The sequence below is a fragment of the Mesorhizobium kowhaii genome, from assembly GCF_003253745.1.
Classification (GTDB): Bacteria; Pseudomonadota; Alphaproteobacteria; order Rhizobiales; family Rhizobiaceae; genus Mesorhizobium; species Mesorhizobium kowhaii.
Window position 1 is genome coordinate 121,284 of sequence record NZ_MZXV01000019.1, and the last position, 25,100, is coordinate 146,383.

A 25,100-nucleotide genomic window follows, 5' to 3' on the forward strand; every position below is an offset into this window, starting at 1 on the left:
TTCCGCATTCGATCGGGGCTATTTCGTCGCAAGCTGGGCGGCGACCTGTCTGGCCACCGCTTCGCCAGACAGCCTGGCGCCGCCGCAGGTCTGGATCAGCGGACCGGCGAGGTGCTCGCCGGCGAAGAAGATCTTGTCGGCCACCGGCTGCATCAGTGCGGCGCGCGCGCCCGAACGGCCCGGGCGGGCCGCCGCATAGGCGCCGCGCACGAAGCGCTCGCCGCCCCAATTGGTCATCATGGCGCGTGCCACGTGCTTTCGTGTCTCGCTGCCGAAAATGCCGCACAGCCGGTCGACGACGAAGTCGATGCCCGCCGCCTCGCCCGCTGCCGACATCTCCCAGGCGAAGTCGCCGCCGACGAAACCGACCATCAGGTCGAGGTCGAACGGGAAGCACAGGAAATAGATGTCGTGCCTGGCCATGCGCTCGATCAAAAGGTCGTCGAAGGGCTGCAGCCCAAGCCTCGTGCCCCGGATCTCGACCGGCAATTTGGTCAGCATGCCCATAGGCAGGTCGAAGAAGGCGCCAAAATGCGTGTCGGGAAATGCGGGCGAGAATTCGATCTCCTCAAAGGCGAGCACCGCCGGCGAGGCGGTGACGATGACCGCCTTGGCGCGGATGGTGCCGCGATCGGTGACGCAGGCGACATCAGGTCCGTCCCAGAGAATCCTGCGCACCGGCGTCGACAATTCGACCGGCAGGTCGGCGCCGAAACGGGCGACCAGCGCGCCAAAGCCCTCCTTGCTGAAATAGTTGGGGTCGAGATCGGCGGCTGCCTGAAAGTCGCGGATCGAAATCTCGTCCTCGTCGGCGCCGAAATCCATCGGCCCGGCGAAGGTTGCCGCGGCGCGCGGCGCATGGCCCTTGGCGAGCAGCGCCGAAAGCCGGTCGTCGTCGCCCTCCTTCACCTCATGCTTGGCCAGCAGTTCGAACAGCCGCGCGTCGGCGGCCTTCATTTCGGCTTCCTCGGCCTCGCTTGCCTTGCGCTTGCGATAATAGAGATGGTCGACATTCATGTCGTGATGATGCAGCGTCCAACCGGCAGCCTGGGCTTCGGGAAAATAAGGGTTGCGGTCGGCGGCATGCAGCCAGGCGCAGCCGACGTCGAAGGGGACGCCGAAATGCTGGTCGCTGGTCCATGCCCGGCCGCCGATGCGGCCCATCGCTTCGAGCAACTTGAAGGAGAGACCGGCTGCCTGCAAGATCCTGGCCGCGGCCAGACCCGCCGAGCCGGCGCCGATGATCACGACATCAACGTCTTCCATGGCTATTTCGCCCCCGCCACAATATTCACTTGATCGTAGGCAAATTCCCCGGCATTCGCCAGCACTGCAGCAGAGACAGTGACAAGTGCGGGTTTCGCTGGCAAATTCGCAACCGGGACGTGATTCAGACAATCAGGAGAGAAAAGCATGGCATTACTTGCCAAGGGTAGGATTTTTGTAGCCGCGGTGGTGGCGGTGCTTGCACTGGCGACGGGCGCGCAGGCGGGGGCCAGCTGTGGCAAGACTGGCGCCGGCTTCGAAGCCTGGAAGCCGGAGTTCGCAGCGGAGGCCAAGTCCGAAGGTGTCGGCCCGAAAGGTCTGGCCGCTCTGGCTGGCGCGACCTATGCGACGAAGACGATTAGCGTCGACCGCGGCATTCACAAGGCTTTCAGCGGCTCGGTGGAAGATTTCATGAAGCGCCGTGGCGGCGCCGCGATCATTTCCAAGGGCCGTTCGCTGAAGAAGTCGAACGCGGCGCTGTTCGACAAGATCGAAAGCAACTATGGCGTGTCGCCGGGAGTGTTGCTCGCCATCTGGGGTATGGAGACTGGCTTCGGTTCGGCCATGGGCAACCAGAATACGGTTTCTGCCATTTTGACGCTTGCCTATGATTGCCGCCGCCCGGAGTTCTTTTACCCGCATGCCATTGCAGCCCTGAAGCTGGTCGATCGTGGAGCGTTGAGCGCCTCGTCGGTCGGCGCCGCGCATGGCGAGATTGGCCACACGCAGTTCCTGCCCGGAAATGTCTTGAAGTATGGCGTCGGCAGTGGAAACCTGCGCGACAAGGCCACTGCGTTGGCTTCCACAGCCAACTTCCTCAAGGGTCATGGCTGGCGGGCCGGCGCGAGTGCGCAGTCGAATCTCGGCGCCATTGCCGGCTGGAATTCCGCAAGCGTATATCAACAGGCCATCGCCCGCATCGCCACGGCGATCGACGGCGACTGATAGAAATCTCTATCTCTTTGTTTTGGCGACAGAAAGCCCGGCCATGCGCCGGGCTTTTCATTTCACGTCGAGCGCGTTGTCGCCGGGACATCGAGCTCTCTGGCCAGGTCCGGCGCGGCAACGCCGTCAAGCACGGCCATCGGCCCGGTCGCGGAAAAGACGATGGAAGTCGTCTCGCGCCCGAAGGCACGAATTTTGGTCGGCAGTTCATACTGAACGAGGAACGGGTTGCCGGCCGCAACCTCTTTCCAGCCCAGTTTCCCCACGGCGCCGGGCTCACCGGCCAGCCAAAGCGCAAAACCGTTATAGGCCGGCACGTCGGCCCGGCATTCGATCAGCGCGGCAAGGTCGAGAGAGGCGGGGTCGAAATCCTCGGCCATGGCCGGCGTCGCCAGAAGAACCAGCGGCGCCAGGCATCGACCGAGGCGACGCATCCGAATTATTTGTTGCGGCTACGTGCGGCAAGTGTGCGCAGCCTCAGCGCGTTGAGGCGGATGAAGCCGGCGGCGTCCTTCTGGTCATAGGCGCCGCGGTCGTCCTCGAAGGTGACCAGCGCATCGGAATAGAGCGTCTTCTTCGACTTGCGGCCGGTGACGATGACGTTGCCCTTGTAGAGCTTGAGGCGCACCGTGCCTTCGACGTCTTCCTGGCTCTTGTCGATCATCGCCTGCAGCATCAGGCGTTCGGGCGCGAACCAGAAGCCGTTGTAGATCAGCTCGGCATAGCGCGGCATGAACTCGTCCTTCAGGTGCGCGGCACCACGGTCCAGCGTGATCGATTCGATGGCGCGGTGCGCTGATATCAGGATGGTGCCGCCGGGCGTCTCGTAGACGCCGCGCGATTTCATGCCGACGAAGCGGTTCTCGACCAGGTCGAGCCGGCCGATGCCGTTGTCGCGGCCGAGATCGTTGAGAGCAGCCAGCATGGTCGCCGGCGACAGCTTCTTGCCGTTGAGGGCTACGGGATCGCCCTTGAGGAATTCGATCTCGATCTCGGTGACGGCGTCCGGCGCATCCATCGGCGAAACGGTGCGCTGGTGGACGAATTCCGGCGGCTCGCTCCACGGGTCTTCCAGCACCTTGCCCTCGGAGGACGAATGCAAAAGGTTGGCGTCGACCGAAAACGGCGCGTCGCCCTTCTTGTCCTTCGGCACCGGGATCTGGTGCTGTTCGGCGAAGTTGATCAGGTCGGTGCGCGACTTGAACGACCAGTCGCGCCACGGCGCGATGACCTTGATGTCGGGGTTCAGCGCGTAAGCTGAAAGCTCGAAGCGAACCTGGTCGTTGCCCTTGCCGGTGGCGCCGTGCGCAATCGCGTCGGCGCCGGTCTCCCTGGCGATCTCGACCAGATGCTTGGAGATCAGCGGTCGCGCGATCGAGGTGCCGAGCAGATAGGTGCCTTCGTAGACGGCATTGGCGCGGAACATCGGGAAGACGAAGTCGGAGACGAATTCCTCGCGCACGTCGACGACGCGGATATCCTTGATGCCCATCATCTCAGCCTTGCGGCGGGCCGGCTCGAGTTCGCCGCCCTGGCCGAGATCGGCGGTGAAGGTGACGACTTCGGCGCCGAGTTCGGTCTGCAGCCATTTCAGGATGATGGATGTGTCGAGGCCGCCGGAATAGGCGAGCACGACCTTCTTGACGTCTTTGGCTTTTGACATTTGACGGTTCCGCGACAGGAGTTCTCGGCGGGCGAGGTATCACGGGGTTTCCGGCTTGCGCAAGGGACCAACTCGTTACGGGCGTTAGTGCTGCCCCTCACCTGCCTGCCGGCGTTCGTCGTTCGCAAAGCCAAGCAATTGGCTTTTCGTCCACTGCGCGGACCACTTGAAGCGATTGCCATGCTGGATCACCTCTCTATCTGGCACCGGCGCGGCGCGTCCTGTATAGGCGCATTTATTCCCCGGGGCCGTCCATGCCGTTCATTCCAGACACCACCACACTGATCCAGTTCGCCATCGCCACCGTGATCCTGGCGATCACGCCCGGGCCGGACATGACCTTGTTCGTCTCGCGCACGCTGAGCCAGGGCCGCGCCACCGGCTTTGCCTCGATGGCCGGCGCGCTGTGCGGCACGCTGATCCACACCACGCTGGTGGTGGTCGGTGTCTCGGCGCTGATCGTCGCCTCGCCGATGGCCTTCTTCGTGCTGAAGATTTTTGGCGCCGGCTATCTCGTCTTCCTGGCCTGGCAAGCGATCACCAGGGGCTCGGCCTTTTCGCCGGAGAAGAAGACGGGACCCGAGATTTCGCTTTTGCGCAGCTGGGCGGCGGGGCTCGGCGTCAATCTGCTCAATCCGAAGATCATCCTGTTCTTCATGACCTTCCTGCCGCAGTTCGTCTCCGCGCATGACCCGGGCGCGCCGGGAAAGCTGTTTTTCCTCGGCTCGATGTTCATCGTGCTGTCGATCCCGGTGACCGTGCCGATGGTGCTGGCAGCGGAAAAGTTCTCGGCGGCGATGAAGGCCAGCCCGCGCGTCACGCGGGTGGTCGACTATCTCTTTGCCGGCGTATTTTCGGCGTTTGCGCTCAAGATTCTGAGCGCCCAGGCGAAGTAGAATCGCGCCAGCTCCCCGCCCAGCGCCCGGCGCTAAGCCAGTAGAAGATGCCGCCGACCATGCCGCTGCCGATCACCGCCAGGATGGCGCTGGTGTTCCTGACCGCGAACGTTGCATCACCGGCATGGTCGATCAGGCCGAGGAAAACGGCCGCAACCACCGCGCCCGCCAGGGCATAGAACAGCCAGTCGCGCCGGCCGAGGATCTCGGCAAGCACGATGACGATCACCGCCGGCATGAAGCCGAAATAGGCGACGAACAGGGCGACGAAGGGAATTGAAAAAAACAGGGAAGCGGTCGCCGTCGGGTGAGTGTGCTCCGGCATGTAGCCGAGCGAGGCCAGGAACAGGATGTTGAGGAAGGCGCTCGCCGCCAGCGAAGCGACCGCATAGCCGAACAGGATGACGGCGAAACGGATGAGGTAGCCAATGAGGCGGCTCATCCCAAATCTCGGCGTGTGCCAGACTTGCGTCCGGCCAAGAGCCAGTAGACCGAACCGGCAGCAATGCCGGCCGTGGCCAGAAATCCGAGATAGCCCGGATTGAAAACAAAGCCTCCGGCCGAGCGTGGCATGGAAACACCAAAGGCGGTGGATGTGACCGCTCCCGTGGCTGCAAAGTAGAACCATCCTCGAAGCGACAACCGTTCGGCGACAAAGATTGCCGGGCCGACGATCAACAGCGCGCCGACCATCACGGTCAACACGGCGAGCGGGAACGAGCCCAGCCAGTCGAATGCGAAAATGATGGACCAGTTGCCATCTTCTATACCTTCCAGAAGAGCGATCAGCAGCACAGGCACCAGGATCGAGGTCAGCACAGCGAAGAGATAGCCGACTGCTATCATGGCGAGGTGCTTCAGCCAGGCGAAGGGACGGGTCATGGCGAAACGATCTCTTCCTTGCTGAGAAGAGATCGTCTGACCACCGCCCAATAAGCAAACCCACCGGCAAAGCCACCTGGCAGACAAGGCAACAGTATCTGGAGCGGCGTTTCGAACGGACGGTTCTGCACCAGACTGATGTTGAGGATCACCAGTGCGAGAATGGCATCCAGGGTTCCGGCGCAGGCAAATGGCAGCCATCCGACCCAGCCTCTTCGGCGCGCAACAAACAGCGTCAACAGAAAACCGGGCAGTGCCGTCAGAAAGGTGATCATGAGCGCAAACGGGAAAATATCTCCCAGACTGCGGCTGGTGGCGTAGTAGGATCCCCAGGCGCCATCATCCGGCAAGACTGTCGGGAGCAGCATGGCAAACATGGTGGCGGTGACCGCAATTAGGACGGCGGCGAGATAGCCAAAGAATGCATAACCGATGCGGCCCCAAGGAAGATCGCGGCTCACGCCTCGCCGTGCCCCGCGATCATCATGGCTTCCAGCGCCAGCCGGTCGACCTTGCGCATGCGCTCGGAGTCCGACTTGAGCTGGCCGCAGGCGGCGAGGATGTCGCGGCCGCGCGGCGTGCGGATCGGCGAAGCATAGCCGGCATTGTTGATGTAGTCGGCGAATTTCTCGATCGTCTCCCAGTCCGAGCACTGGTAGTTGGTGCCCGGCCACGGGTTGAACGGGATCAGATTGATCTTGGCCGGGATGCCCTTGAGCAGCTTGATCAAGCCCTTGGCGTCCTCGATGGAATCGTTGACGTCCTTCAGCATCACATATTCGAAGGTGATGCGCTTGGCGTTCGACAGGCCGGGATAGGCGCGGCAGGCGGCGATCAGGTCCTTCAGCGGATACTTCTTGTTGATCGGCACCAAAAGGTCGCGCAGGTCGTCATTGGTGGCGTGCAGCGAGATCGCCAGCATGACGCCGATCTCCTCGCCGGTGCGGAAGATTTCCGGCACGACACCGGAGGTCGACAGCGTGATGCGCCGCTTCGACAAGGACAGGCCGTCGCCATCGGAGGCGATCAGCAACGCCTTCTTCACCGCCTCGAAATTGTAGAGCGGCTCGCCCATGCCCATCATGACGATGTTGGAGACTTTGCGGCCCTCGGCCGGCACGATGGCGCCGTCGGGCGTGTCGCGGTCGGGGAAATCGCCGAGCCGGTCGCGGGCGGTGAGCAACTGGGCGAGGATTTCCTCGGCCGTCAGATTGCGCACCAGCTTCTGCGTGCCGGTGTGGCAGAACGAGCAGGTCAGCGTGCAGCCGACCTGCGAGGAGATGCAGAGCGTGCCGCGGCCTTCCTCGGGGATATAGACGGTCTCGATCTCGACCGGCCGGCCGGCGCCGCGCGGCGGAAAGCGAAACAGCCATTTGCGGGTGCCGTCGGCGGAAATCTGTTCCTCGACGATCTCCGGCCTGGCGACTGTGAAATGCTTGTCGAGTTCGGCGCGCAGATCCTTGGAGATGTTGAACATGCCGGCAAAGTCGGAAACGCCGCGCACATACATCCAGTGCCAGAGCTGCTGGGCGCGCATCTTCGCCTGCCGTTCCGGCACGGTGCCCGATGCCACCAGGGCCTCGCCGAGCTCAGCCCGCGTCAGACCGATCAGCGACTGCTTTTCCGGCTGTGTGGCGCCGGCGCGCAACGCGTCACGGGCGCCCTCGGTGGTAAGATCGAATGAAAGGGTCATGGTTGCACAGACATAAGCAGTTTGCGGCCGATTTCATCCATCGTGCCGGAAATGAAGCGCGGCGCATAGCACAGGTTGGGGCCGGAGTCATGCGGGGGGAACGCAACCCCATGCACGCCGGCTGACAAGCCGCTACGACTATCTGGTAGCCTTGCCCTGTTCTCCCGCTGCAAAAGAACCGATCACATGGTCGTGTTCGCGTAACGATTCCCATCGCGGCTTCGAAGTCCGAGGGGGCAACTATGCCCCTACAAAATGGGAGTATGCAGAATGAACTCTATCAAGCTCGCCGTCATTGCCGGCCTCGTTGGCCTTTCCGCCTCGCAGGCATTTGCCGAAGACGCGATGGGTACGATGACCATGATGAAGGGCGGAGAAGTGATGGCGATCATGCCGGACGGGCATATGGGAACCATGATGCCGGATGCAAAGATGGGCGCCGAGATGATGAAGATGGCAAAGCCAATCAAGCACTGCATGATGATGATGACCGACGCCAAGGGCAAAGCCTTCATGATCGATACGTCGACCAAGAAGGCTCAGGCCGAATGTGAAAAAATGGCCATGTAAGACTGAACCGCCGGCACACACGCCGGCCTGAAAAAGCAAAAGGCCGGGCTTTGCGCTCCGGCCTGTCATTCAAAACGAAGCTTTGGCAAAACGAAGCTTTGCCTTTTTGCCTATTTGCACTTGGCGATCGAGGACAGCGCCGCCGAAATGCCCTTCAGCGAGAAGACATAGGAGGTGGGGTTGCCGCGGCCGGACTTCGCCGTCACCTTCATGTCGGTGCCGGTCTTCATGGCGGCGATCAGCACCGGCTCCTCGGCGGCGTTCTCGACCCAGGCCGACTTGCCGCGCGTGAACATCGAGAACGACTTCTTGTCGATGGTGACGGTGGCCTTGGAACCTTCCTGGAAGGTGTAGCCGGCGATGAATTGCGGCTCATAGGACACTTGCTGGCCGGGCCGCTGGCTGACGAAGAAGAACATGTCGCCATGGTCGAGCGTCGGCGGCTGCTTGTCGGTCGGCACGGTCAGGACATAGCAGACCTTGCCGCCCGATGCCTGGTAGCTGTAGGTGCCCCAGGCATTGTGCTGGCCGATCTTGGTCGCCGACTGCGCCAGTGCCGGCGCTGCCACGGCTACCAGGGCCAGGCTCGAAACTATAGCAATCAATCCGCGCATCGCTTTTCCCGTATTCCAAAGGTGCGGCGGCAGGCCGGCTTGGCGTCCTGCCCGTCGCTTCATTTTGATTTAATTTGGGTTACCAAACGGTGAACTTCCTTTGAGAAAAGGACCCTCACCCCAGGAAACCGCCGCCTTTCCCGCGCCGCCGCCTTGCGAGCGGGTGGCGCGACGTCCCTTCGGCGACTTGGAGGCCACGAAAGCGGCAAGAGTTTGACTTTTTGTTTTGCCGCCAAACGCCGGCTTCAAAGGCGTTTGCACGGCGACAGGGCCTGCTCAGGCCTTGTCGGCGATGGCGTCCTTGGCGGCCTGCCGGTGCGCCGGCGTGATGTGGGCGCTGACGGCGGTGATCGCGGCGGTGAGCACGGCGATGTCGTCGGTGAAGCCAAGCCCTAAGACGAAGTCGGGGATGACGTCCACCGGCAGCACGAAATAGCCGAGTGCGGCCAGCAGAATGCCCTTGGCGCGCAGCGGCGTATTCTTGTCCATGGCGCAGTAATAGGCGGCCACGACCTCTTCCATGAAGGGGATCTGCCGTGCGGCTTTCTTCGCCGTGCGCCAGAATTTCTCGCGCACTTCGTTCTCGTCGCCCAGCTTGCCGCCAAAGCCGAAGAAATCAAAACCGGATTGTTGCGCCATCAGTTTCTCCTTGCAGCACGCCTGCGCATCCAAGCGCATGCCCGCGAGCGAAAATGTGGTGAAACCCGACCCCCGCTGCAAGATGCCGGCGCCGATTTGGCAACCGCCGCCCGTTCAGCCACCGAAAAAGCGGTTCATCTTCTTCGCCAGATCGATATCGAGCGCGGTCACGCCACCGGCATCATGGGTGTTCAGCGTCACGTCGACGGTCCTGTAGACATTCGACCATTCGGGATGATGGTCCATCTTCTCGGCGGCAAGTGCGACGCGGGTCATGAAGGCGAAGGCTTCGGAGAAATTGCCGAATGTGAATGTGCGATGGATCGAGGCACCATCGGCGGCCAATGCCCAGCCGTCGAGACCGGTCAATGCGGCTTCAGCGGCTTCCCGGCCCAGTTTCTCTCTCGTCATGTTCGTTTCCCGTGCTATTTCCAGAAATGACCTTCACCATAATGCATGTCGCCAAAAAGTGCGTTGCGGTTTTGGGATAACGACATGCCCAAAAACAATTCCGGATCGATGAGCGCGAAGCCCGTAAATTCCATTCTTTTCGTCTGCCTCGGCAACATCTGCCGGTCGCCGCTGGCAGAAGGCATCTTTCGCGCCGTGCTGGCGGAGCGCGGATGGGGCCGGGATATCCTGCTCGATTCAGCCGCAACCAGCGGCTGGGAGGTCGGCTCATCCCCCGATCCACGCTCGATCGCGGTTGCGGTGCGTCACGGCATCGACATTTCCCGACAGAGGGCGCGCAAGGTCACGCCAGAGGATTTTCACCGCTTCGACCTGATCCTCGGCATGGACCGGTCGAATGTTCGCGACCTGAAAGCGCTGGCGCCGGCGGCCATGCACGACCGGGTGCACCTGTTCCTGGAGTTCGCCAAGGGCAATGCGCGCGACGTGCCGGACCCCTATTATGACGGGGCGGAAGCCTTCGCGTCGGTCTACCGCATGATCCGCGAGGCGTCGGAGGCGCTGGCGACAAGGCTGGAAGCACGGGCGTCCGTGCCCGACAGCGGCCAGGCTTCCTCGACGATGTAGGGGCCGCCGCCGACCGAATCGCGCGACGACATCAGCACGAAACGGCCGATGCGAAACGGCAGTGTCGAGAAATTGCCGCGTGCCGACAGATACTGGGCGACGTCCAGCGGGGTCGAATTGCGCAAGCGCGCCAGCGTCACATGCGGCATGAACTTGCGCGGGTCGGCGGGGATGCCGAGCCGCTGGCAGATGCGGTCGATTTCACCTTGAAGGGCGGCAAGATCGGGCGAGGCGGAGGCACCCGCCCACACCGCGTGCGGCTTCTTCTGGCCGAAAGCGCCGACGCCGGACAGGGTCAGCGAGAAGGAAGGGCGGTGGACACGGTCGAGCGCGTTGGCGATTTCGTCGGCGACGTGACCCGGTACATCGCCGATGAAGCGCAGCGTCAGATGGTAGTTCTCGACGTCGATCCAACGGGCCCCGGGCAGGCCGCCCCGCAGCAGGGACAGCGAAAGGGCGGCGTCACGCGGTATTTCGAGGGCGGTGAAAAGACGCGGCATGAAGAGCCTCCCTTCCTCGAATCGAACTGTACCCCTAGCGAATCATCGAAAATCAAACGGAGCAAGAGGTTTGTTGGTCGCAGGCTTTGCTAAAAGCTTCCCCTGGGGAAAACATCAGCCTGATCTCACAAACCTCCCGGCACCGCGGCGATCGCTTTTTCGACCGTCGGCAAGATGCGTTCGACCATCTGGTCGACGCCTTGCGCGCTCGGATGCAGGCCGTCTTCGAGTTGCATGCCAGGCTGGCCGGCGACGCCATCGAGAAAGAACGGGTAGAGCGAAACTTCGTATTTCTTGGCAAGGTCCGGAAAGATGGTGTCGAAGGTGTTCTGGTAGTCGGAGCCGAGATTGGGTGCGGCGCGCATGCCGGCCAAGAGCACGGCAATCCTGCGCTCCTTCAGCTTGCCCAGCATCTCGTCCAGGTTCTTTCTGGGGATGTCTGGCGAGACGCCGCGCAGCATGTCGTTGGCGCCGAGTTCGAGAATGACCAGCTGCGTGCCGTCCGGCACTGACCAGTCGAGCCGCGCCAGGCCGCCGCTCGTCGTGTCGCCGGAGACCCCGGCATTGGCGACCGTCACATCGTGACCTTGGGCGCGAAGCGCGGCCTGCAGCCTGTCGGTAAAGCCCAGGCCCGGCCCAAGGCCAAAGCCCGCCATCAGGCTGTCACCGAAGCCGACGATCTTGAACGGCTCGGCACGCGCCGACGAAATGGCGCCGCAAATGGCGAGGAAAACGATGAAGCCTGCGGCTATCTGGCGTTTGAAAGACATGCGGCAGGCCCCATATACCCGAGGAATTCTTCCGACGGCATCCGGCAAGCAGAGCCTTCATCCCTTGATATAGGACGCTTTCATTTTGACAGAAGCCGTCATCGCGCTGAAAGACGTATCGCTGACACTTGGCGAAGGGGCGTCCTCCGTGCATGTGCTGAAAGGCGTCAGCCTCGATGTGGCGCCTGGCGAGGCGACCGGCATCGTCGGTCCCTCGGGCTCGGGCAAGTCGACATTGCTGATGGTTCTGGCAGGCCTGGAAAGGGTCGATTCGGGTACGGTTCGAATCGCCGGCGAGCTGCTCAACGGCAAAACCGAGGACCAGATTGCTTCGTTTCGTGGCCGAAACATTGGCATCGTGTTCCAGTCGTTCCATCTCATTCCGAACATGACGGCGCTCGAAAATGTCGCGGTGCCGCTGGAGCTCGCCGGCCATGCCGATCCGTTTTCGGTGGCGGCGCGCGAACTGGCGGCCGTCGGCCTGAGCGATCGCGTCACCCATTATCCCGGCGAATTGTCGGGCGGCGAGCAACAGCGCGTGGCGATCGCCCGGGCGCTGGCGCCGTCGCCGCGCATTCTCATTGCCGACGAGCCGACCGGCAATCTCGACCAGGCGACGGGGCGGCAGGTCGCCGACCTTTTGTTTGCCAAGGCGGCCGAGCGCGGCATGACGCTGGTGCTGGTCACCCATGATCCGGCACTGGCGGCACGCTGCTCGCGCCAGGTGTCGATGCGGTCGGGCCGGATCGAGGCGCCGGCACCCGTCAAGGTGACGGCCTGATGCCGTTGTCGCAGACGTTGAAGCTTGCGGTCCGCTTCTCGCTGCGCGAGATGCGCGGCGGTCTGTCGGGCTTCCTGATCTTCCTTGCCTGCATCGCGCTCGGCGTCGCGGCCATCGGCGGCGTCAACTCGGTGGCGCGTTCGATCACCGCCGGCGTCGCCAATCAGGGCCAGACGCTGCTTGGCGGCGATCTTCGCTTCCAGATCAACCAGCGCGACGCCAGCCAGGCCGAAAATGGTTTTCTTGACGGGCTGGGCGTCATTTCCAGAACCGCCAGCATGCGCTCGATGGCGCGTCTCGCCGACGGAACCGACCAGGCGCTGGTCGAGGCCAAGGCGGTCGACCATGCCTATCCGCTCTACGGCGCGCTGGAGACCGAGCCGGCACTGTCGAAGCAGGAACTGTTCGGCGAAGAGTTCGGCGTTTTCGGCGCCGCGGCCCCCGATCTGCTGTTCGAACGATTGCATCTTCAGATCGGCGACCGGCTGAAGCTCGGCACTGCCACTTTCGAACTGCGCGCCAGGCTGGTCACCGAACCGGATGCGGTGTCCGACGGGTTCGGCTTTGCGCCGCGGCTGATGATCTCGACCGACGGGCTGGCGGCCACCGGACTGATCCAGCCGGGCAGCCTGGTCGAAAATGCCTATAAGGTCCGGCTGCCCGCCGATGCCGATGAGGCGCGGCTCAGGGCCATCCAGGATCAGGCGGCCAAGGATTTTCCGCAAGCCGGCTGGTCGATCCGCACGCGCAGCAATGCCGCCCCGGCGCTGTCGTCCAACATCGAACGCTTCTCGCAATTCCTGACGCTGGTCGGGCTGACGGCGCTGGTGGTCGGCGGTGTCGGCGTCGCCAATGCGGTGCGCGCCTATCTCGACGGCAAGCGCGGCGTCATCGCCACCTTCAAGAGCCTGGGCGCGTCGGGCGGCTTCGTCTTTGCCGTCTATCTGGTGCAGATCCTGATCATCGCCGCCCTGGGCATTGTGCTCGGCCTGGTGCTCGGGGCGCTGATGCCGTTCGCGGCCGGTGCCGCCCTTCATCAGGTCATTCCGGTGCCGGCGGAAGGCGGCTTCTATCCCGGCGCGCTCGGCATGGCGGCGCTGTTCGGCCTTTTGGTGACGCTGGCCTTCGCGCTTTTGCCACTTGGCCGCGCCCGCGACGTGCCGGCGACGGCGCTGTTTCGCGAGATGGGGCTCGAAGGCCGCGGCTTTCCGCGCCCTGTCTATATTGCGGCGGCTGTCGGCATCGCGCTGCTGCTGGCGGCGCTGGCTATCCTGTTTTCCGGCGACCGTCGCATCGCCTCGATCTTTGTCGGCGCCACCGTCTTCGCTTTCCTGGTGCTGCGCCTGGTCGGCGCGCTGGTGCAATGGGCGGCGAAGAAGAGCCCGCGCGTGCGCTTCGTGGCGCTGCGGCTCGCCGTCGGCAACATCCACCGGCCCGGCGCCTTGACGCCATCGGTGGTGCTGTCGCTGGGGCTTGGGCTGACGCTGCTGGTGACGCTGGCGCTGATCGACGGCAATCTGCGGCAGCAGATCTCCGGTAGCCTGCCGGAGCGGGCTCCGAACTTCTTCTTCGTCGACATCCAGAGTAGCGATGTCGCTGCTTTTTCCGCGCTGATCGGACAGCAGGCGCCGCAGGGGACGCTGGCCAAGGTGCCGATGCTGCGCGGCCGGGTGATGGCGCTCAACGGCGTCGATGTCGACAAGGTCAAGGTGCCGGCCGAAGGCGCCTGGGTGCTGAAAGGCGATCGCGGCCTGACCTATGACGCCAGACAGCCGGACAACGCGACGCTGACCGAGGGCAGCTGGTGGCCGGACAATTATACCGGCGAGCCGCTGGTCTCGTTCTCGGCCGTGGAAGGCAAGGAGATCGGGCTGAAGCTTGGCGACACCATCACCGTCAACGTGCTCGGCCGCAACGTGACGGCGAAGATCGCCAATTTCCGGCAGGTCGAATGGGAGACGATGGGCATCAATTTCGTCATGGTGTTCTCGCCCAACACATTCACTGGGGCGCCGCATGGCTGGATGGCGACGCTGACCGAAAAGACCGCCTCGACGGCCGACGACGCGCGTATCCTCAATGCCGTCACCCGCGCCTTCCCGGCGGTGACGACGGTCCGGGTCAAGGATGCGCTCGATGTCGTCAACCGGCTGGTCGGGCAGCTCGGCACGGCGATCCGGGCCGCGGCCGGCGTGGCGCTGATCGCTTCGGTGCTGGTGCTGGCCGGCGCGCTTGCCGCCGGCAACCGGGCGCGCATCCATGACGCGGTGGTGCTGAAGACGCTGGGCGCGACACGCACGACGCTGATTGCCGCCTTCTCGCTCGAATACATGCTGATCGGGCTCGCCACCGCGATCTTCGCCCTGGCGGCAGGTGGTGCTGCTGCTTGGTTCGTCGTCGCGCGCATCATGACATTGCCGTCGCATTTCATGCCCGAGGTGGCGGTGGCGACCATTCTGTTTTCGCTCGTCATCACGGTCGGCATCGGCCTCGCAGGCACCTGGCGGGTGCTCGGCCACAAGGCCGCACCGGTGTTGCGCAACCTATAGAGCGGTGAACCGCTCTAATTTTGTTGCGCAATTCCGGACGGAAAACCGCTGAACACTTTTCCTGGAATTGCTCTGAATTCCGCTGGCCGGGGACCCGGATTTGGTTAAATCGACGTAATGTTGCGCCGCCAAAGGCCGAAAAACCGGACCGTGTGCGTCTCACGAAGCATTACACCCGGTTACGGTCTTGTTCTTGACGCGAATAACCATCATATTTCGCCACAGGCATGCTGGAGCCCCGCCAGCGGCGCCTGGGTCCGGTGGACCTGACACCCGACGGGGCAGAAGCAATAGAGGACTCCCATGGCTGAACCCATTCGCAACTATCAGACGCGCGCCGTGCCCGGCGCCGGCGTTGATGCAGGCATCGATCAGGGCCTGCGCGCCTATATGATCAAGGTCTACAATCTGATGGGGCTTGGCCTCCTCATCACCGGTCTTGCCGCCGTAGGCACGATCATGCTGGCCACCACCACCGATCCTGCCTCGGCTGTCGCAACGCTGCCGAGCGGCGAGATGCTGACCTCCTTCGGCTACGCGATCTTCGGCTCGCCGCTGCGCTGGGTGGTGATTTTTGCCCCGCTGGCCGCCGTGCTGTTCCTGTCGTTCCGCGTCCAGTCGATGAGCGTTGCGGCGGCGCAGACGACGTTCTGGGTCTATGCCGGCCTCGTCGGCCTGTCGCTGTCGTCGATCTTCCTGGTCTACACCACGGCCAGCATTTCGCAGACCTTCTTCGCCACCGCCGCGGCCTTCGGCGCGCTGTCGCTCTACGGCTACACGACCAAGCGCGACCTGACGGCGATGGGCTCGTTCCTGATCATGGGCGTGTTCGGTCTGATCATCGCAATGGTGATCAACATCTTCCTGCAGTCGTCGGCGCTGTCCTTCGCTGTTTCGGCGATCGGCGTGCTGGTGTTCGCGGGCCTCACCGCCTACGACACGCAGAAGATCAAGGAGATGTATTTCGATGGCGACGCTTCGGATGTCGCCGGCCGCAAGGCGATCATGGGCGCGCTGAGGCTCTATCTCGACTTCATCAACCTGTTCATGTTCCTGCTGCAGTTCATGGGCGATCGCCGTTAGTTAGCTGCGACGCTGGACCATCGAGTTCTTGAAGGGCGGCCCAACGGCCGCCCTTTGCTTTTGTGTCTGTTTTTGCTGTTATTGCGGGCAGAACAACGGCATGCATAAATAATGAGCAGTATCATCATCCGGACCGCGACAGCGGCCGATCTCGACCGGATCACGGAAATCTATGCCGACGCGGTCACCCAGGGCACGGCGAGCTATGAGCTGGAGCCGCCCAGCCGCGCCGAGATGGGCGCTCGCTTCGACACTCTGATGGCTGGCGGATTTCCCTATCTGGTGTCGGAAAAGGACGGCGCCGTGCTCGGCTATGCCTATGCCGGCGCCTTCCGGCCGCGCCCGGCATACCGCTTCATCGTCGAGGATTCGGTCTATGTCGCGCCCGAGGCCAAGGGCCAGGGGGTTGGCCTGTTGCTGATGCAGAGTCTGATCGAGGCATGCCGAGCGGCGGGCTTTCGCCAGGTCATCGCGGTGATCGGCGACGGGCGGGCGGACAGCGCCTCGGTGCGGCTGCACGAAAAGCTTGGCTTCCGCCATTCGGGACGCCTCGAAGGCTCCGGCTACAAGCACGGGCGCTGGCTGGACACGGTGTTCATGCAGCTCTCGCTGAATGGCGGGGCGCTCGCTCCGCCTGATCCCGGTTCGCTGCCGGAGCGAAAATTCCGCCAGCAAAAATAAAGGGTTAAGCCTCGACGAGCTTCAGCTTGCCGTCGAAGATCCCAAGCACGCGGCCGAGCTCCTGGCCGCGCTTGAGGATGCGGCCGCCGGCGGCAATGACGGCAAAGGCGCCCTGCTTGCGCGCCAGTTTCGGGTCCTTGACGATCTGGAACAGCGGCACTTCGCTGGCGCGGCGGAACACCGAAAACACAGCCCTGTCGGTGAGATGATCGATGGCGTAGTCGCGCCATTCGTTGGCGGCGACCATGCGACCGTAGAGCCTCAGGATCTGGTCCAGTTCACGCCGGTCGAACCGCACCGGCTGATCGAGGCGCTCGCGTCGCGCCTCGTGCAGCGGGATCAATATTGCGGATGCGTCCCCATCCCCCATCCCGCCGCTGTCGTCGGTCATGCCTCGATCCTTCAAAATGAATCTTTGCCAACCAAAGTTGGCGCGTTCGCAGCTGAATTGCAAGACCTCGCGAAGGGAGGGCGGCGCCGCGCTGTTTCTGCAACGTCCAGTCACTTTTATGAAACGCCCTGTTGGAATTGGTGATGCTTCGCCACATTCTCGCCATTTTTTATCCGCGCTCATGCCCCAATGTCCGACGAATTTACCGGCGTTGCCTGAGACGGTTCGGTCCGGCACCGGCTCGTAAACCCCAAGCCCCCCGCCCACGGGTCTGCGTCGGATCGAACCAACCTCGGTCTTTCTTCGGAAGGATCGGGTGCGACGATCCCAAAACCTAAATGACCGACGTCAGAAGCAAGCTGACGTCGGTTTTTTGTTTTCCGGGTGGCGCGCGGGGTGGAAGCCCCCTCGCATTCGGTTGTTCTATCCGCTGACATCCCAACGCAGGCGGTCCTTCGCGCCCCCCTCTGTCCTGCCGGCGTTCGTCGCTCGGAAAGCCAAGCAATTGGCTTTCCGTCCGCTGCGCGGACCCTCCTCAACCCCACAAGGAGGGAGATTGGCCGTCATCTCCACCTTCGCCAATCTTCAACGCAGAAAGACGGGCTGGACGGCGAAGCTGCCGATCTCCCCCCAAGTGGGGGAGATGTCCGGCAGGACAGAGGGGGGGCGCTGTCCCGCCGACATCTCAACGGAACGCCTCAATCGAGATCTGAAAGCTTCTAAGGTTTGTGAATGAAGGCGGCGCCCAGAATGGGGCCGGGCAGGCCATCCTTGCCGACCGACTGCAGCAGCACGGCGCAGCCGCCCTTTTTGGAAATCTCGCTCATCGGCAATTCGTAGCGCTGTGCCTTGCCGTGCCACATGCCGGCGGTCTGGATGCCCGAGACCGCGTTCCAATAGGTCATCTTGCGGCCGGTGTTCTCACCCTGGCCGATCTTGACCGTCTGCGGCGGGTCGAAATAGACGATGACGACATGGGCGTCGCTGGGGCCGTTTCCGGCATCGCCGGCGTCGATCATCACGCGGTCGCTGGTCCGGCTGACCTTGACGGCGACCCGCATGCCTTCGCCGCTCTTGGCCATGCGGGCCAGCGCGCCGTCGACATCGACGCGGCTGGCGCCGTTGACATGGACGCGGCCGTTGATGACGGCCTGCGGTGTATAGACGGAGCGGCTGCCGAAGGCCCGCATATAGTCATTTTGCCGCTCGGTGTTCTCCTTGCGGCTCAGCGTGTCCTGCCAGCCGAGATAGTCCCAATAGTCGACATGATAGGCGAGCGCGACGATGTCTTCCTTGGCGGCAAGCTCGGCGAACAACGCATCGGCCGGCGGGCAGGAATTGCAGCCCTGGCTGGTGAACAGCTCGACCACGCCCAAGGGCCTGTCGATCTGGGTTTTGTCGGCCTGCGGCTTGCCGGGCTCGGCGGTTTGGCCGGCGCCGGCAAACGCCGAGAAGGCCAGCGCAAGGGCTGCCAGCCACAATGATTTTCGCGAGGCCATAACCATTCCGATTCCCGCCGGTGGTGCCGGCTTTATTGTGATTGCTGAAATATGTGGCAGAACCGGAAGTCAACGGGAAGTCACGTTGCGGTGAAATTTTGCCATTGCAACCGACCACAACGGCGCAATAGGAAAAGGGCTTGCACTTCAGGGTAGAAATCGATTCGGGCGGCAATCACGATGTGGCAAACTCTTTTGGCGCCGATCGATCTCTATTGCGAGCGGACCGGGCCGGAACTCTGGTCCGAGCCGGTCAATGCCCTGTCAAACCTCGCCTTCATCGCCGCCGGCCTGTGGGGCGTGCGCGAGGTGCGCAGGCTGCGCACCGGCACCTTCGCCGAGGTGCTGGCGTGGTGGGTGGTGGCAATCGGCATCGGCTCGACGATCTTCCACACCTTCGCCACCAGGGGCACGGTCTGGGTCGACGTGTTGCCGATCGCCGGCTTCACGCTCGCCTATACGCTGTTCAACCTGCGCCGCTTCCTCGGCATGCGATGGGGCAAGGCGATTGCCATCTTCGTTGTCTTCTACGCTGTTGCCGGGACGATAACCTTCGCCGTGCCGGACTGGCTGCGCCAGGCCTCGAACGGCACGACGGGCTATCTACCGCCGTTCCTCGCGCTCGCCTTCTTCGGCGCCCTGGCGGCGGCGAGCGGCAACCGCGCCGGCTGGTACAATCTGGTGGGGTCGGCGATCTTCGTCGTGTCCGTCATCTGCCGCATGATCGACCCGCTGGTCTGCGGCAGCTTTCCGCTCGGCACGCACTTCCTCTGGCACATCTTTAACGGGCTGATGCTCGCCGTGCTGCTGGCGGCAACGGCGCGGTTTGGAAAAGGCAGTAGGCAGTAGGCAGTAGGCAGTAGGGGTGCCTTTCCCTATTCCCTTATTGCCTACTGCCTGCCCTTAAGCCGCCAGATCGCGCAGCACGTATTGCAGGATGCCGCCGTTCTTGAAGTAGTCGAGTTCGTCCAGCGTATCGATGCGGCAGATGATCGGCACGTTCTTCACCGTGCCGTCGCCATAGGTGACCTTGGCGGTCATCGTCTGGCGCGGCTTGATGGCGCTCAGCCCGTCGATCTCGACCAGCTCGTCGCCTTTCAGGTTGAGCGAGGCCCAGGACGTGCCGTCCTCGAAGACGAAGGGAATGACGCCCATGCCGACCAGGTTCGAGCGGTGGATGCGCTCGAAGGACTGGGCGATGACGGCGCGGACCCCGAGCAGATTGGTGCCCTTGGCCGCCCAGTCGCGCGACGAGCCGTTGCCGTATTCGACACCGGCGAAGATCACCAGAGGCACGCCTTCCTTCTTGTACTCCATTGCCGCGTCGTAGATCGATTCCTCTTCCTTCGACGGGTAGTGGATGGTGTAGCCGCCCTCGCGGCCATTCTCGCCCAGCATATGGTTGCGGATGCGGATGTTGGCGAAGGTGCCGCGCATCATCACCTCATGGTTGCCGCGCCGCGTGCCGTACTGGTTGAAGTCGGCGACGCCGACGCCATGGTCGGTGAGGTATTTGCCGGCCGGTGAGGCCGCCTTGATCGAACCCGCCGGCGAGATGTGGTCGGTGGTGATCTTGTCGCCGAACAGGCCGAGCACGCGGGCGCCCTTGATGTCGCCGATCTTGCCGAAACCGGCGGTCATGCCGGCGAAATAGGGCGGGTTCTGCACATAGGTCGAATTGTCGTCCCAGGCATAGGTCTGGCCTTCCGGCGCCTTGACGTTCTGCCAGTATTCGTCGCCCTTGAAGACGTCGGCATATTTGCGGGCGAACAGCTCGCGGGTGACGTTCTTCTCGATGAACTCCTGGATCTCGGCCGAACTCGGCCAGATATCCTTGAGGTAGACCGGATTGCCGTTCTTGTCCTCGCCGAGCGGCTCGGTGGTGAGGTCCTTGGTGACGGTGCCGGCCAGCGCGTGGGCGACGACCAGCGGCGGCGAGGCGAGATAGTTGGCCTGCACGTCGGGCGAGACGCGGCCTTCGAAGTTGCGGTTGCCGGACAGGACCGCGGCGGCAATCAGGCCTTTTTCGTTGATGGTCTTCGAGATCGGCGCCGGCAACGGGCCGGAATTGCCGATGCAGGTGGTGCAGCCGAAACCGACCAGGTTGAAGCCGATCTGGTCGAGCTCCTTCTGCAGGCCGGATTTCTCCAGATATTCGGCCACCACCTGGCTGCCAGGGGCCAGCGAGGTCTTGACCCACGGCTTCTGCTTCAAACCGAGGCGGTTGGCGTTGCGGGCCAGGAGGCCGGCGCCGATCAGCACGCTCGGGTTCGACGTGTTGGTGCAGGAGGTGATGGCGGCGATGACGACGTCGCCATGGCCGAGATCGTGGCTGGTGCCTTCAACGGCGTAGCGCTTGTGGATCTCGGCGGCCTTCTTGTATTCGGTCTCCATCGCCTTGGCGAAGCCTTCCGGAATGCCTTCCAGCGCGACGCGGCCTTCGGGCCGCTTGGGGCCGGCCATCGACGGCACGACGGAACCAAGTTCCAGCTCGAGCAGGTCGGTGAACACCGGATCGGCCGAACCGGTGTCGCGCCACAGGCCTTGCGCCTTGGCGTAGGCCTCGACCAGGGCGATGCGGTCCTCGCTGCGGCCGGACATTGTCAGGTAGCGGATGGTCTCGCTGTCGACCGGGAAGAAGCCGCAGGTGGCGCCGTATTCGGGCGCCATGTTGCCGATGGTGGCGCGGTCGGCCAGCGTCATGTTGGACAGGCCTGGGCCGAAGAACTCGACGAACTTGCCGACGACGCCCTTCTTGCGCAGCATCTGGGTGACGGTAAGCACGAGGTCGGTGGCGGTGACGCCTTCCTTCAGTCTGCCGGTGAGGCGGAAGCCGACGACCTCTGGCAACAACATGGAGACGGGCTGGCCGAGCATGGCCGCCTCGGCCTCGATGCCGCCGACGCCCCAGCCGAGCACGCCAAGGCCGTTGATCATCGTGGTGTGCGAATCGGTGCCGACGCAGGTGTCGGGATAGGCGGTGGTTTCGCCGTCCTCGGTGTTGGTCCACACCACCTGGCCGAGATATTCGAGGTTGACTTGGTGGCAGATGCCGGTGCCGGGCGGCACGACGCGGAAGTTGCGGAACGCCTGCTGGCCCCATTTCAGGAACTTGTAGCGTTCCTCGTTGCGCTCGTATTCGAGCTCGACATTGCGGGCGAAGGCCAGCGGCGTGCCGAATTCATCGACGATGACGGAATGGTCGATGACGAGGTCGACCGGCACCAGCGGGTTGATCTTCTGCGGGTCGCCGCCGAGCGAGGCCATGGCGTCGCGCATGGCAGCAAGGTCGACCACGGCCGGAACGCCGGTGAAATCCTGCATCAAGACGCGGGCCGGGCGATAGGCGATCTCGACGCCGGCGGTGCCTTTGTCGGTCAGCCAGCCGGCAACCGCCTGGATCGATTCCTTGGTGACGGTGCGGCCGTCCTCGTTGCGCAGCAGGTTCTCCAGCAGCACCTTCATCGAATAGGGCAGCTGGGCGATGCCGGTGAGACCGTTCTTCTCGGCCTCGATGAGATCGAAATAAACATACTCCGTACCGCTTGCGGTCAGCGTGCGGCGGCAATTGAAACTGTCTAGGGATTTTGACACGTGCGATCCTTGTCTGTTCAGCCTGAAAGGGAACGGACGCCGATGGCATGCAATCACGCGCAAAGGTGCGGGTACGGCCATTTCCGCTGTCCGTTCCCAAGCAACCCGAGCCGTTCAAGGCGGCGCGTGCGCTGGTTCGGCGCTAATTCTGTTCCCGCGCCGACCGCTGGCACGGATGCACCGCATATAGAGAATTTTCTGGAATAGTTCTAGACAGTTGCAAAGCAAATTTGTGCGATGCGGCGGCTGTCGCGACACATGGTTTTCAGGGCAGGCGAGGGATGCGGCTGATCGCCGAAAATCTGGGCGGCGAACGCGGCGGCGATATGGTGTTTTCCGGCATCGATTTTGCCCTGGAAGACGGCCAGTCGCTGGTCGTCACCGGGCCGAATGGTGCGGGCAAATCGACCTTGCTGCGGGTCATCGCCGGGCTGCTGCCGGTGGCGGAAGGCAGCGTGCGGATCGAAGGCGGCGGCGAAGCGTTTCCGTCGATCGCGTCGGCCTGTCATTATCTTGGTCACCAGAACGCAATGAAGCCGGCGCTCAGCGTGGCGGAAAACTTGCACTTCTGGCGCGACTTCAATGGCGATGGAGATGTCGGCGTCGAAGAGGCGCTGGAAACGGTCGGGCTCGGCGGCATCGGCCATCTGCCGTTCGGCTATCTGTCGACCGGGCAACGGCGCCGCGCGGCGATCGCCAAGCTTTTGGTCAGCCATCGGCCGCTGTGGCTGCTGGATGAGCCGACGGCGGGATTGGACAAGGCCTCGGAGGCGCGGTTTGCGGGGCTGATGGGGAAGCATCGTGGAGAGGGTGGGATCGTCGTTGCGGCGACGCATTTGCCGCTGGGATTGGATGGGGCGAAGGAATTGAGGATGGGGGAGTAATGTCGGTATTCTTTCGCGACCCCCTCTGGGGGGTGCCTGGGCAAAGGCATCTCAAATCATGCTAGCCCTCTTCCTGCGCGATATCCGCCTCAACATCCGCGCCGGCGGCGGCGCGTTAACTGGCGTCATCTTCTTCCTCGCCGTCATCGCCACCATTCCGTTCGGCGTTGGGCCGGATCTCAAGCTGCTGGCCCGCATCGGGCCGGCGATCCTGTGGATCGGCGCGCTGCTGTCCTGTCTGCTCGGCCTCGACCGGCTGTTCCAGGCCGACCGCGAGGACGGCTCGCTCGATCTGCTGGTGCTTGGCAACGACCGCCACATGCTGGCCTTGACGGTGCTGATCAAATGCCTGGCGCATTGGGCGGGCAGCGTGCTGCCGCTGGTCATTGCCGCTCCCTTGCTCGGCCTGTTCATGAATATGGAGCCGGCGGCAATAGGCGCCACGGCGCTGACGCTGCTGGTCGGCACGCCGGCGATCACCTTCATCGGCGCGGCGGGTGCGGCGGTGGCGGTGGCGCTGCCGCGTGGCGGGCTGCTGATCTCGGTGCTGGTGCTGCCGCTGACCATCCCGGTGCTGATCTTCGGCGTTTCGGCGAGTTACGGCGCGACGGCCAATCCCGATCCGTTTCTGCAGCCCTTCCTCATTCTTGCCGCGCTGACCCTGTTTCTTGCCGTGCTGGGGCCGGTCTCGGCGGCGCTGGCGCTGCGCCACGGAACGGATTGAGTGACGTCAGTCGTGGTTTGCGCGACGTCAAAGGCTGCGGCGCGGCGACCGATTGCGAAGCCGATGGCGCGAGGCTAAGGGAAGGCATGTTCGAATTGGGCGAAATGACCGGTTTGGAAAGCGGCACTTTGGCGAGGCCTGCCGCATGAGCGCGCACGCACTCTACGTCACCGCCGCCTACGCGATCACCGCCGTGGTGCTGGCCGGGCTGGTCGGCTGGATCCTGCTCGACCAGCGGGCGCGCAAACGCGAACTTGCTGAACTCGAAGCGTCAGGCGTGCGGCGGCGTTCCGACAAAGGCGCCAAGCCATGAGCACAGAGATGGAAACGCCGACGCCCCGTCGCCGCCTGTTCGTGCTGTTGCCGCTGCTGGTCTTCCTCGGCTTGGCCGGACTGTTCCTGGCGCAGCTGTTGTCGGGGCGCGACGTTTCGGAAGTGCCGTCGGCCTTGATCGGCCTGCCGGCGCCGCAGACCAACCTGCCGCCGCTGGAGGGCAGCAACCTGCCCGGGCTCGATTCGAAATCCTTCGCCGGCAAGGTCACGCTGGTCAACGTGTTTGCGTCGTGGTGCGCGCCGTGCCGCGAAGAGCATCCGGTGCTGCTGGCGCTGGCGCAGGACAAGCGTTTCGTCATGGCGGCGCTGAACTACAAGGACCAGCCGGAAAACGCCCGGCGTTTCCTCGGCGATCTCGGCAATCCGTTCCAGGCGATTGGGGTCGACGAAGCCGGCCGCACGGCGATCGACTGGGGTGTCTACGGCGTGCCGGAAACCTTCGTCATCGGCAAGGACGGCAAGATTGCCTACAAGCATGTCGGCCCGCTGACCGCCGAGGCGGCGCGGACGGTGCTGTTGCCGCAGATCGACAAGGCATTGGCGGCGCATTGATATTCAGGTGATGCCGGCCTGCAAATGGCGGCTTCCTACGCTTCCGGTGCTCACGTACCCAAAAGTACGCTCCGCTCCGGTTTTCGGAACCCACCTTGTTTGGTCTTCGCGCCCGTCTTTCGACTCCGGCTCGGCCTGACCTGAATCTCAACGCGCCTGGGTGGCGCCGAGTCGATGGATCTTAAGATCAGCCGTAGATCTGCTTGTGGACCTGGTAGAGCATTTCGCTGCGGTCGGCGCGCATGTCGGCCAGGTCGCGGCTGGAAAAGCTGTCGATTTCGGCGACAAGGCGGTTGTAGTGCTTGCGCTTGGCAATGCTGGTGCGAGCGCGGGTCATGAGATCGTTGAAGATCATAGCGAGTTTCCTTCTGTGCCGCATTTTTGGCAGCCGGTTCTTCCTCCCTTGATCAGTACGAAGCATGACATAGTTATGGTGCATTGCAAAAAGAAGATGTTGCAATGCACCATTGCACGTAGCGCATAGCCGGTTAAGCCAGCTTAACCCGGGTTAACCTGGCAGTTCCAGCAGGTAGGTGTTGCTTCCCATCTGCCT

29 protein-coding genes are annotated in these 25,100 nt (G+C 63.4%); 13 read left to right on the top strand and 16 right to left on the bottom strand.

What is annotated here, in order from left to right; translation table 11 throughout:
* Positions 1 to 18 precede the first annotated feature (18 nt).
* Complete coding sequence (locus B5V02_RS10210; protein ID WP_111544097.1) at positions 19 to 1,266, bottom strand: flavin monoamine oxidase family protein; 1,248 nt, start codon at positions 1,264 to 1,266, stop codon at positions 19 to 21.
* A gap of 147 nt (positions 1,267 to 1,413) precedes the next feature.
* Here B5V02_RS10210 and B5V02_RS10215 point away from each other — a divergent pair, with 147 nt between their 5' ends.
* On the top strand, positions 1,414 to 2,211 hold the full coding sequence (locus B5V02_RS10215) for a lytic murein transglycosylase (RefSeq protein ID WP_111544098.1): 798 nt from the start codon (positions 1,414 to 1,416) through the stop codon (positions 2,209 to 2,211).
* 62 nt (positions 2,212 to 2,273) lie between these two features.
* Here the strand turns inward: B5V02_RS10215 and B5V02_RS10220 are convergent, their stop codons facing one another.
* Both B5V02_RS10220 and B5V02_RS10225 read right to left on the bottom strand, forming a co-directional pair.
* A complete protein-coding gene (locus B5V02_RS10220) occupies positions 2,274 to 2,645 on the bottom strand; it encodes a hypothetical protein (RefSeq protein WP_245445838.1) in 372 nt (123 codons plus the stop codon).
* 5 nt (positions 2,646 to 2,650) lie between these two features.
* Positions 2,651 to 3,874, bottom strand: coding sequence for an argininosuccinate synthase (locus B5V02_RS10225; protein ID WP_111544099.1), 1,224 nt, complete (start codon positions 3,872 to 3,874; stop codon positions 2,651 to 2,653).
* 254 nt (positions 3,875 to 4,128) lie between these two features.
* Between B5V02_RS10225 and B5V02_RS10230 the strand changes: the two genes are divergently transcribed.
* Entirely contained in the window at positions 4,129 to 4,770 is a 642-nt protein-coding gene (locus B5V02_RS10230; RefSeq protein ID WP_111544100.1) for a LysE family translocator, read from the top strand.
* Here B5V02_RS10230 and B5V02_RS10235 read toward each other — a convergent pair.
* From B5V02_RS10235 to rlmN, 4 genes are read right to left on the bottom strand one after another with little or no spacing between them, the layout of a single operon-like run.
* Positions 4,742 to 5,212 carry a hypothetical protein gene (locus B5V02_RS10235; RefSeq protein ID WP_111544101.1) on the bottom strand — a complete coding sequence of 157 codons (471 nt, stop codon included), beginning with the start codon at positions 5,210 to 5,212 and terminating at the stop codon, positions 4,742 to 4,744. The genes B5V02_RS10230 and B5V02_RS10235 overlap by 29 nt on opposite strands.
* Positions 5,209 to 5,616: a hypothetical protein gene (locus B5V02_RS10240; RefSeq protein ID WP_245445840.1), complete on the bottom strand. Its 408-nt coding sequence runs from the start codon at positions 5,614 to 5,616 to the stop codon at positions 5,209 to 5,211. Before B5V02_RS10240 ends, B5V02_RS10235 begins: the two co-directional genes overlap by 4 nt.
* Before the next feature lie 32 nt (positions 5,617 to 5,648).
* A complete protein-coding gene (locus tag B5V02_RS10245) occupies positions 5,649 to 6,113 on the bottom strand; it encodes a hypothetical protein (RefSeq protein WP_111544103.1) in 465 nt (154 codons plus the stop codon).
* Positions 6,110 to 7,345, bottom strand: coding sequence for a dual-specificity RNA methyltransferase RlmN (rlmN, locus tag B5V02_RS10250; RefSeq protein WP_111544104.1), 1,236 nt, complete (start codon positions 7,343 to 7,345; stop codon positions 6,110 to 6,112). Before rlmN ends, B5V02_RS10245 begins: the two co-directional genes overlap by 4 nt.
* A 270-nt stretch (positions 7,346 to 7,615) precedes the next feature.
* Here rlmN and B5V02_RS10255 point away from each other — a divergent pair, with 270 nt between their 5' ends.
* Positions 7,616 to 7,915 carry a hypothetical protein gene (locus B5V02_RS10255; RefSeq protein WP_111544105.1) on the top strand — a complete coding sequence of 100 codons (300 nt, stop codon included), beginning with the start codon at positions 7,616 to 7,618 and terminating at the stop codon, positions 7,913 to 7,915.
* A gap of 110 nt (positions 7,916 to 8,025) precedes the next feature.
* Here the strand turns inward: B5V02_RS10255 and B5V02_RS10260 are convergent, their stop codons facing one another.
* From B5V02_RS10260 to B5V02_RS10270, 3 genes are all read right to left on the bottom strand, one after another.
* Positions 8,026 to 8,529 carry an invasion associated locus B family protein gene (locus B5V02_RS10260; protein ID WP_111544106.1) on the bottom strand — a complete coding sequence of 168 codons (504 nt, stop codon included), beginning with the start codon at positions 8,527 to 8,529 and terminating at the stop codon, positions 8,026 to 8,028.
* A gap of 276 nt (positions 8,530 to 8,805) precedes the next feature.
* Complete coding sequence (locus tag B5V02_RS10265) at positions 8,806 to 9,168, bottom strand: YkvA family protein (protein ID WP_111544166.1); 363 nt, start codon at positions 9,166 to 9,168, stop codon at positions 8,806 to 8,808.
* Positions 9,169 to 9,282: 114 nt separating this feature from the next.
* Positions 9,283 to 9,579 carry a 4a-hydroxytetrahydrobiopterin dehydratase gene (locus tag B5V02_RS10270; protein ID WP_111544107.1) on the bottom strand — a complete coding sequence of 99 codons (297 nt, stop codon included), beginning with the start codon at positions 9,577 to 9,579 and terminating at the stop codon, positions 9,283 to 9,285.
* A 108-nt stretch (positions 9,580 to 9,687) separates the two neighbouring features.
* On the opposite strand from B5V02_RS10270, the gene B5V02_RS10275 reads away from it, so the two are divergent.
* Positions 9,688 to 10,206, top strand: coding sequence for a low molecular weight protein-tyrosine-phosphatase (locus tag B5V02_RS10275; RefSeq protein WP_111544167.1), 519 nt, complete (start codon positions 9,688 to 9,690; stop codon positions 10,204 to 10,206).
* Here B5V02_RS10275 and thpR read toward each other — a convergent pair.
* Positions 10,110 to 10,706, bottom strand: coding sequence for an RNA 2',3'-cyclic phosphodiesterase (gene thpR, locus B5V02_RS10280; protein WP_111544108.1), 597 nt, complete (start codon positions 10,704 to 10,706; stop codon positions 10,110 to 10,112). The genes B5V02_RS10275 and thpR overlap by 97 nt on opposite strands.
* A gap of 125 nt (positions 10,707 to 10,831) precedes the next feature.
* The gene (locus tag B5V02_RS10285; protein WP_111544109.1) at positions 10,832 to 11,476 is read right to left on the bottom strand and encodes an arylesterase; all 645 of its coding nucleotides are present in this window, start codon (positions 11,474 to 11,476) and stop codon (positions 10,832 to 10,834) included.
* Positions 11,477 to 11,561: 85 nt separating this feature from the next.
* On the opposite strand from B5V02_RS10285, the gene B5V02_RS10290 reads away from it, so the two are divergent.
* The 4 genes from B5V02_RS10290 (at position 11,562) to B5V02_RS10305 (ending at position 16,570) form a co-directional block, all read left to right on the top strand.
* Positions 11,562 to 12,257: an ABC transporter ATP-binding protein gene (locus B5V02_RS10290; RefSeq protein ID WP_111544110.1), complete on the top strand. Its 696-nt coding sequence runs from the start codon at positions 11,562 to 11,564 to the stop codon at positions 12,255 to 12,257.
* Positions 12,257 to 14,806, top strand: coding sequence for an ABC transporter permease (locus B5V02_RS10295; RefSeq protein WP_111544111.1), 2,550 nt, complete (start codon positions 12,257 to 12,259; stop codon positions 14,804 to 14,806). Before B5V02_RS10290 ends, B5V02_RS10295 begins: the two co-directional genes overlap by 1 nt.
* Positions 14,807 to 15,109: 303 nt before the next feature.
* Positions 15,110 to 15,889, top strand: a complete 780-nt coding sequence (locus B5V02_RS10300; protein WP_111544112.1) for a Bax inhibitor-1/YccA family protein — start codon at positions 15,110 to 15,112, stop codon at positions 15,887 to 15,889.
* Between the two features lie 111 nt (positions 15,890 to 16,000).
* Complete coding sequence (locus tag B5V02_RS10305) at positions 16,001 to 16,570, top strand: GNAT family N-acetyltransferase (protein ID WP_111544113.1); 570 nt, start codon at positions 16,001 to 16,003, stop codon at positions 16,568 to 16,570.
* Positions 16,571 to 16,574: 4 nt separating this feature from the next.
* Here B5V02_RS10305 and B5V02_RS10310 read toward each other — a convergent pair whose 3' ends face one another.
* Positions 16,575 to 16,961 carry a DUF2794 domain-containing protein gene (locus tag B5V02_RS10310; protein ID WP_111544114.1) on the bottom strand — a complete coding sequence of 129 codons (387 nt, stop codon included), beginning with the start codon at positions 16,959 to 16,961 and terminating at the stop codon, positions 16,575 to 16,577.
* 719 nt (positions 16,962 to 17,680) lie between these two features.
* Positions 17,681 to 18,466, bottom strand: coding sequence for a DUF1223 domain-containing protein (locus tag B5V02_RS10320; protein ID WP_111544116.1), 786 nt, complete (start codon positions 18,464 to 18,466; stop codon positions 17,681 to 17,683).
* Between the two features lie 174 nt (positions 18,467 to 18,640).
* On the opposite strand from B5V02_RS10320, the gene B5V02_RS10325 reads away from it, so the two are divergent.
* Positions 18,641 to 19,309, top strand: coding sequence for a ceramidase domain-containing protein (locus B5V02_RS10325; RefSeq protein WP_111544117.1), 669 nt, complete (start codon positions 18,641 to 18,643; stop codon positions 19,307 to 19,309).
* A 54-nt stretch (positions 19,310 to 19,363) separates the two neighbouring features.
* On the opposite strand, the gene acnA is transcribed toward B5V02_RS10325, so the two are convergent.
* Complete coding sequence (gene acnA / locus B5V02_RS10330; RefSeq protein WP_111544118.1) at positions 19,364 to 22,054, bottom strand: aconitate hydratase AcnA; 2,691 nt, start codon at positions 22,052 to 22,054, stop codon at positions 19,364 to 19,366.
* Positions 22,055 to 22,335: 281 nt separating this feature from the next.
* Here acnA and ccmA point away from each other — a divergent pair, with 281 nt between their 5' ends.
* The 4 genes from ccmA (at position 22,336) to B5V02_RS10350 (ending at position 24,547) form a co-directional block, all read left to right on the top strand.
* Positions 22,336 to 22,938 (top strand): heme ABC exporter ATP-binding protein CcmA, encoded by a 603-nt coding sequence (ccmA, locus tag B5V02_RS10335; protein WP_111544119.1) that lies wholly within the window; start codon positions 22,336 to 22,338, stop codon positions 22,936 to 22,938.
* Positions 22,939 to 22,996: 58 nt separating this feature from the next.
* Positions 22,997 to 23,662: a heme exporter protein CcmB gene (gene ccmB / locus B5V02_RS10340; RefSeq protein WP_111544120.1), complete on the top strand. Its 666-nt coding sequence runs from the start codon at positions 22,997 to 22,999 to the stop codon at positions 23,660 to 23,662.
* A 145-nt stretch (positions 23,663 to 23,807) separates the two neighbouring features.
* Complete coding sequence (gene ccmD, locus B5V02_RS10345; protein ID WP_111544121.1) at positions 23,808 to 23,975, top strand: heme exporter protein CcmD; 168 nt, start codon at positions 23,808 to 23,810, stop codon at positions 23,973 to 23,975.
* Positions 23,972 to 24,547 carry a DsbE family thiol:disulfide interchange protein gene (locus B5V02_RS10350; RefSeq protein ID WP_111544122.1) on the top strand — a complete coding sequence of 192 codons (576 nt, stop codon included), beginning with the start codon at positions 23,972 to 23,974 and terminating at the stop codon, positions 24,545 to 24,547. Before ccmD ends, B5V02_RS10350 begins: the two co-directional genes overlap by 4 nt.
* A 187-nt stretch (positions 24,548 to 24,734) precedes the next feature.
* Here B5V02_RS10350 and B5V02_RS10355 read toward each other — a convergent pair whose 3' ends face one another.
* Complete coding sequence (locus B5V02_RS10355; RefSeq protein ID WP_095083997.1) at positions 24,735 to 24,902, bottom strand: hypothetical protein; 168 nt, start codon at positions 24,900 to 24,902, stop codon at positions 24,735 to 24,737.
* Between the last annotated feature and the right edge of the window lie 198 nt (positions 24,903 to 25,100).

Coding starts and splice junctions, on each gene's coding strand:
- B5V02_RS10210 (WP_111544097.1), bottom strand. CDS start 1,266: ATGGAAGACGTTGATGTCGTGATCATCGGCGCCGGCTCGGCGGGTCTG.
- B5V02_RS10215 (WP_111544098.1), top strand. CDS start 1,414: ATGGCATTACTTGCCAAGGGTAGGATTTTTGTAGCCGCGGTGGTGGCG.
- B5V02_RS10220 (WP_245445838.1), bottom strand. CDS start 2,645: ATGCGTCGCCTCGGTCGATGCCTGGCGCCGCTGGTTCTTCTGGCGACG.
- B5V02_RS10225 (WP_111544099.1), bottom strand. CDS start 3,874: ATGTCAAAAGCCAAAGACGTCAAGAAGGTCGTGCTCGCCTATTCCGGC.
- B5V02_RS10230 (WP_111544100.1), top strand. CDS start 4,129: ATGCCGTTCATTCCAGACACCACCACACTGATCCAGTTCGCCATCGCC.
- B5V02_RS10235 (WP_111544101.1), bottom strand. CDS start 5,212: ATGAGCCGCCTCATTGGCTACCTCATCCGTTTCGCCGTCATCCTGTTC.
- B5V02_RS10240 (WP_245445840.1), bottom strand. CDS start 5,616: ATGATAGCAGTCGGCTATCTCTTCGCTGTGCTGACCTCGATCCTGGTG.
- rlmN (WP_111544104.1), bottom strand. CDS start 7,345: ATGACCCTTTCATTCGATCTTACCACCGAGGGCGCCCGTGACGCGTTG.
- B5V02_RS10255 (WP_111544105.1), top strand. CDS start 7,616: ATGAACTCTATCAAGCTCGCCGTCATTGCCGGCCTCGTTGGCCTTTCC.
- B5V02_RS10260 (WP_111544106.1), bottom strand. CDS start 8,529: ATGCGCGGATTGATTGCTATAGTTTCGAGCCTGGCCCTGGTAGCCGTG.
- B5V02_RS10265 (WP_111544166.1), bottom strand. CDS start 9,168: ATGGCGCAACAATCCGGTTTTGATTTCTTCGGCTTTGGCGGCAAGCTG.
- B5V02_RS10270 (WP_111544107.1), bottom strand. CDS start 9,579: ATGACGAGAGAGAAACTGGGCCGGGAAGCCGCTGAAGCCGCATTGACC.
- B5V02_RS10275 (WP_111544167.1), top strand. CDS start 9,688: ATGAGCGCGAAGCCCGTAAATTCCATTCTTTTCGTCTGCCTCGGCAAC.
- thpR (WP_111544108.1), bottom strand. CDS start 10,706: ATGCCGCGTCTTTTCACCGCCCTCGAAATACCGCGTGACGCCGCCCTT.
- B5V02_RS10285 (WP_111544109.1), bottom strand. CDS start 11,476: ATGTCTTTCAAACGCCAGATAGCCGCAGGCTTCATCGTTTTCCTCGCC.
- B5V02_RS10295 (WP_111544111.1), top strand. CDS start 12,257: ATGCCGTTGTCGCAGACGTTGAAGCTTGCGGTCCGCTTCTCGCTGCGC.
- B5V02_RS10300 (WP_111544112.1), top strand. CDS start 15,110: ATGGCTGAACCCATTCGCAACTATCAGACGCGCGCCGTGCCCGGCGCC.
- B5V02_RS10305 (WP_111544113.1), top strand. CDS start 16,001: ATGAGCAGTATCATCATCCGGACCGCGACAGCGGCCGATCTCGACCGG.
- B5V02_RS10310 (WP_111544114.1), bottom strand. CDS start 16,961: ATGACCGACGACAGCGGCGGGATGGGGGATGGGGACGCATCCGCAATA.
- B5V02_RS10320 (WP_111544116.1), bottom strand. CDS start 18,466: ATGGTTATGGCCTCGCGAAAATCATTGTGGCTGGCAGCCCTTGCGCTG.
- B5V02_RS10325 (WP_111544117.1), top strand. CDS start 18,641: ATGTGGCAAACTCTTTTGGCGCCGATCGATCTCTATTGCGAGCGGACC.
- ccmA (WP_111544119.1), top strand. CDS start 22,336: ATGCGGCTGATCGCCGAAAATCTGGGCGGCGAACGCGGCGGCGATATG.
- ccmB (WP_111544120.1), top strand. CDS start 22,997: ATGCTAGCCCTCTTCCTGCGCGATATCCGCCTCAACATCCGCGCCGGC.
- ccmD (WP_111544121.1), top strand. CDS start 23,808: ATGAGCGCGCACGCACTCTACGTCACCGCCGCCTACGCGATCACCGCC.
- B5V02_RS10350 (WP_111544122.1), top strand. CDS start 23,972: ATGAGCACAGAGATGGAAACGCCGACGCCCCGTCGCCGCCTGTTCGTG.
- B5V02_RS10355 (WP_095083997.1), bottom strand. CDS start 24,902: ATGATCTTCAACGATCTCATGACCCGCGCTCGCACCAGCATTGCCAAG.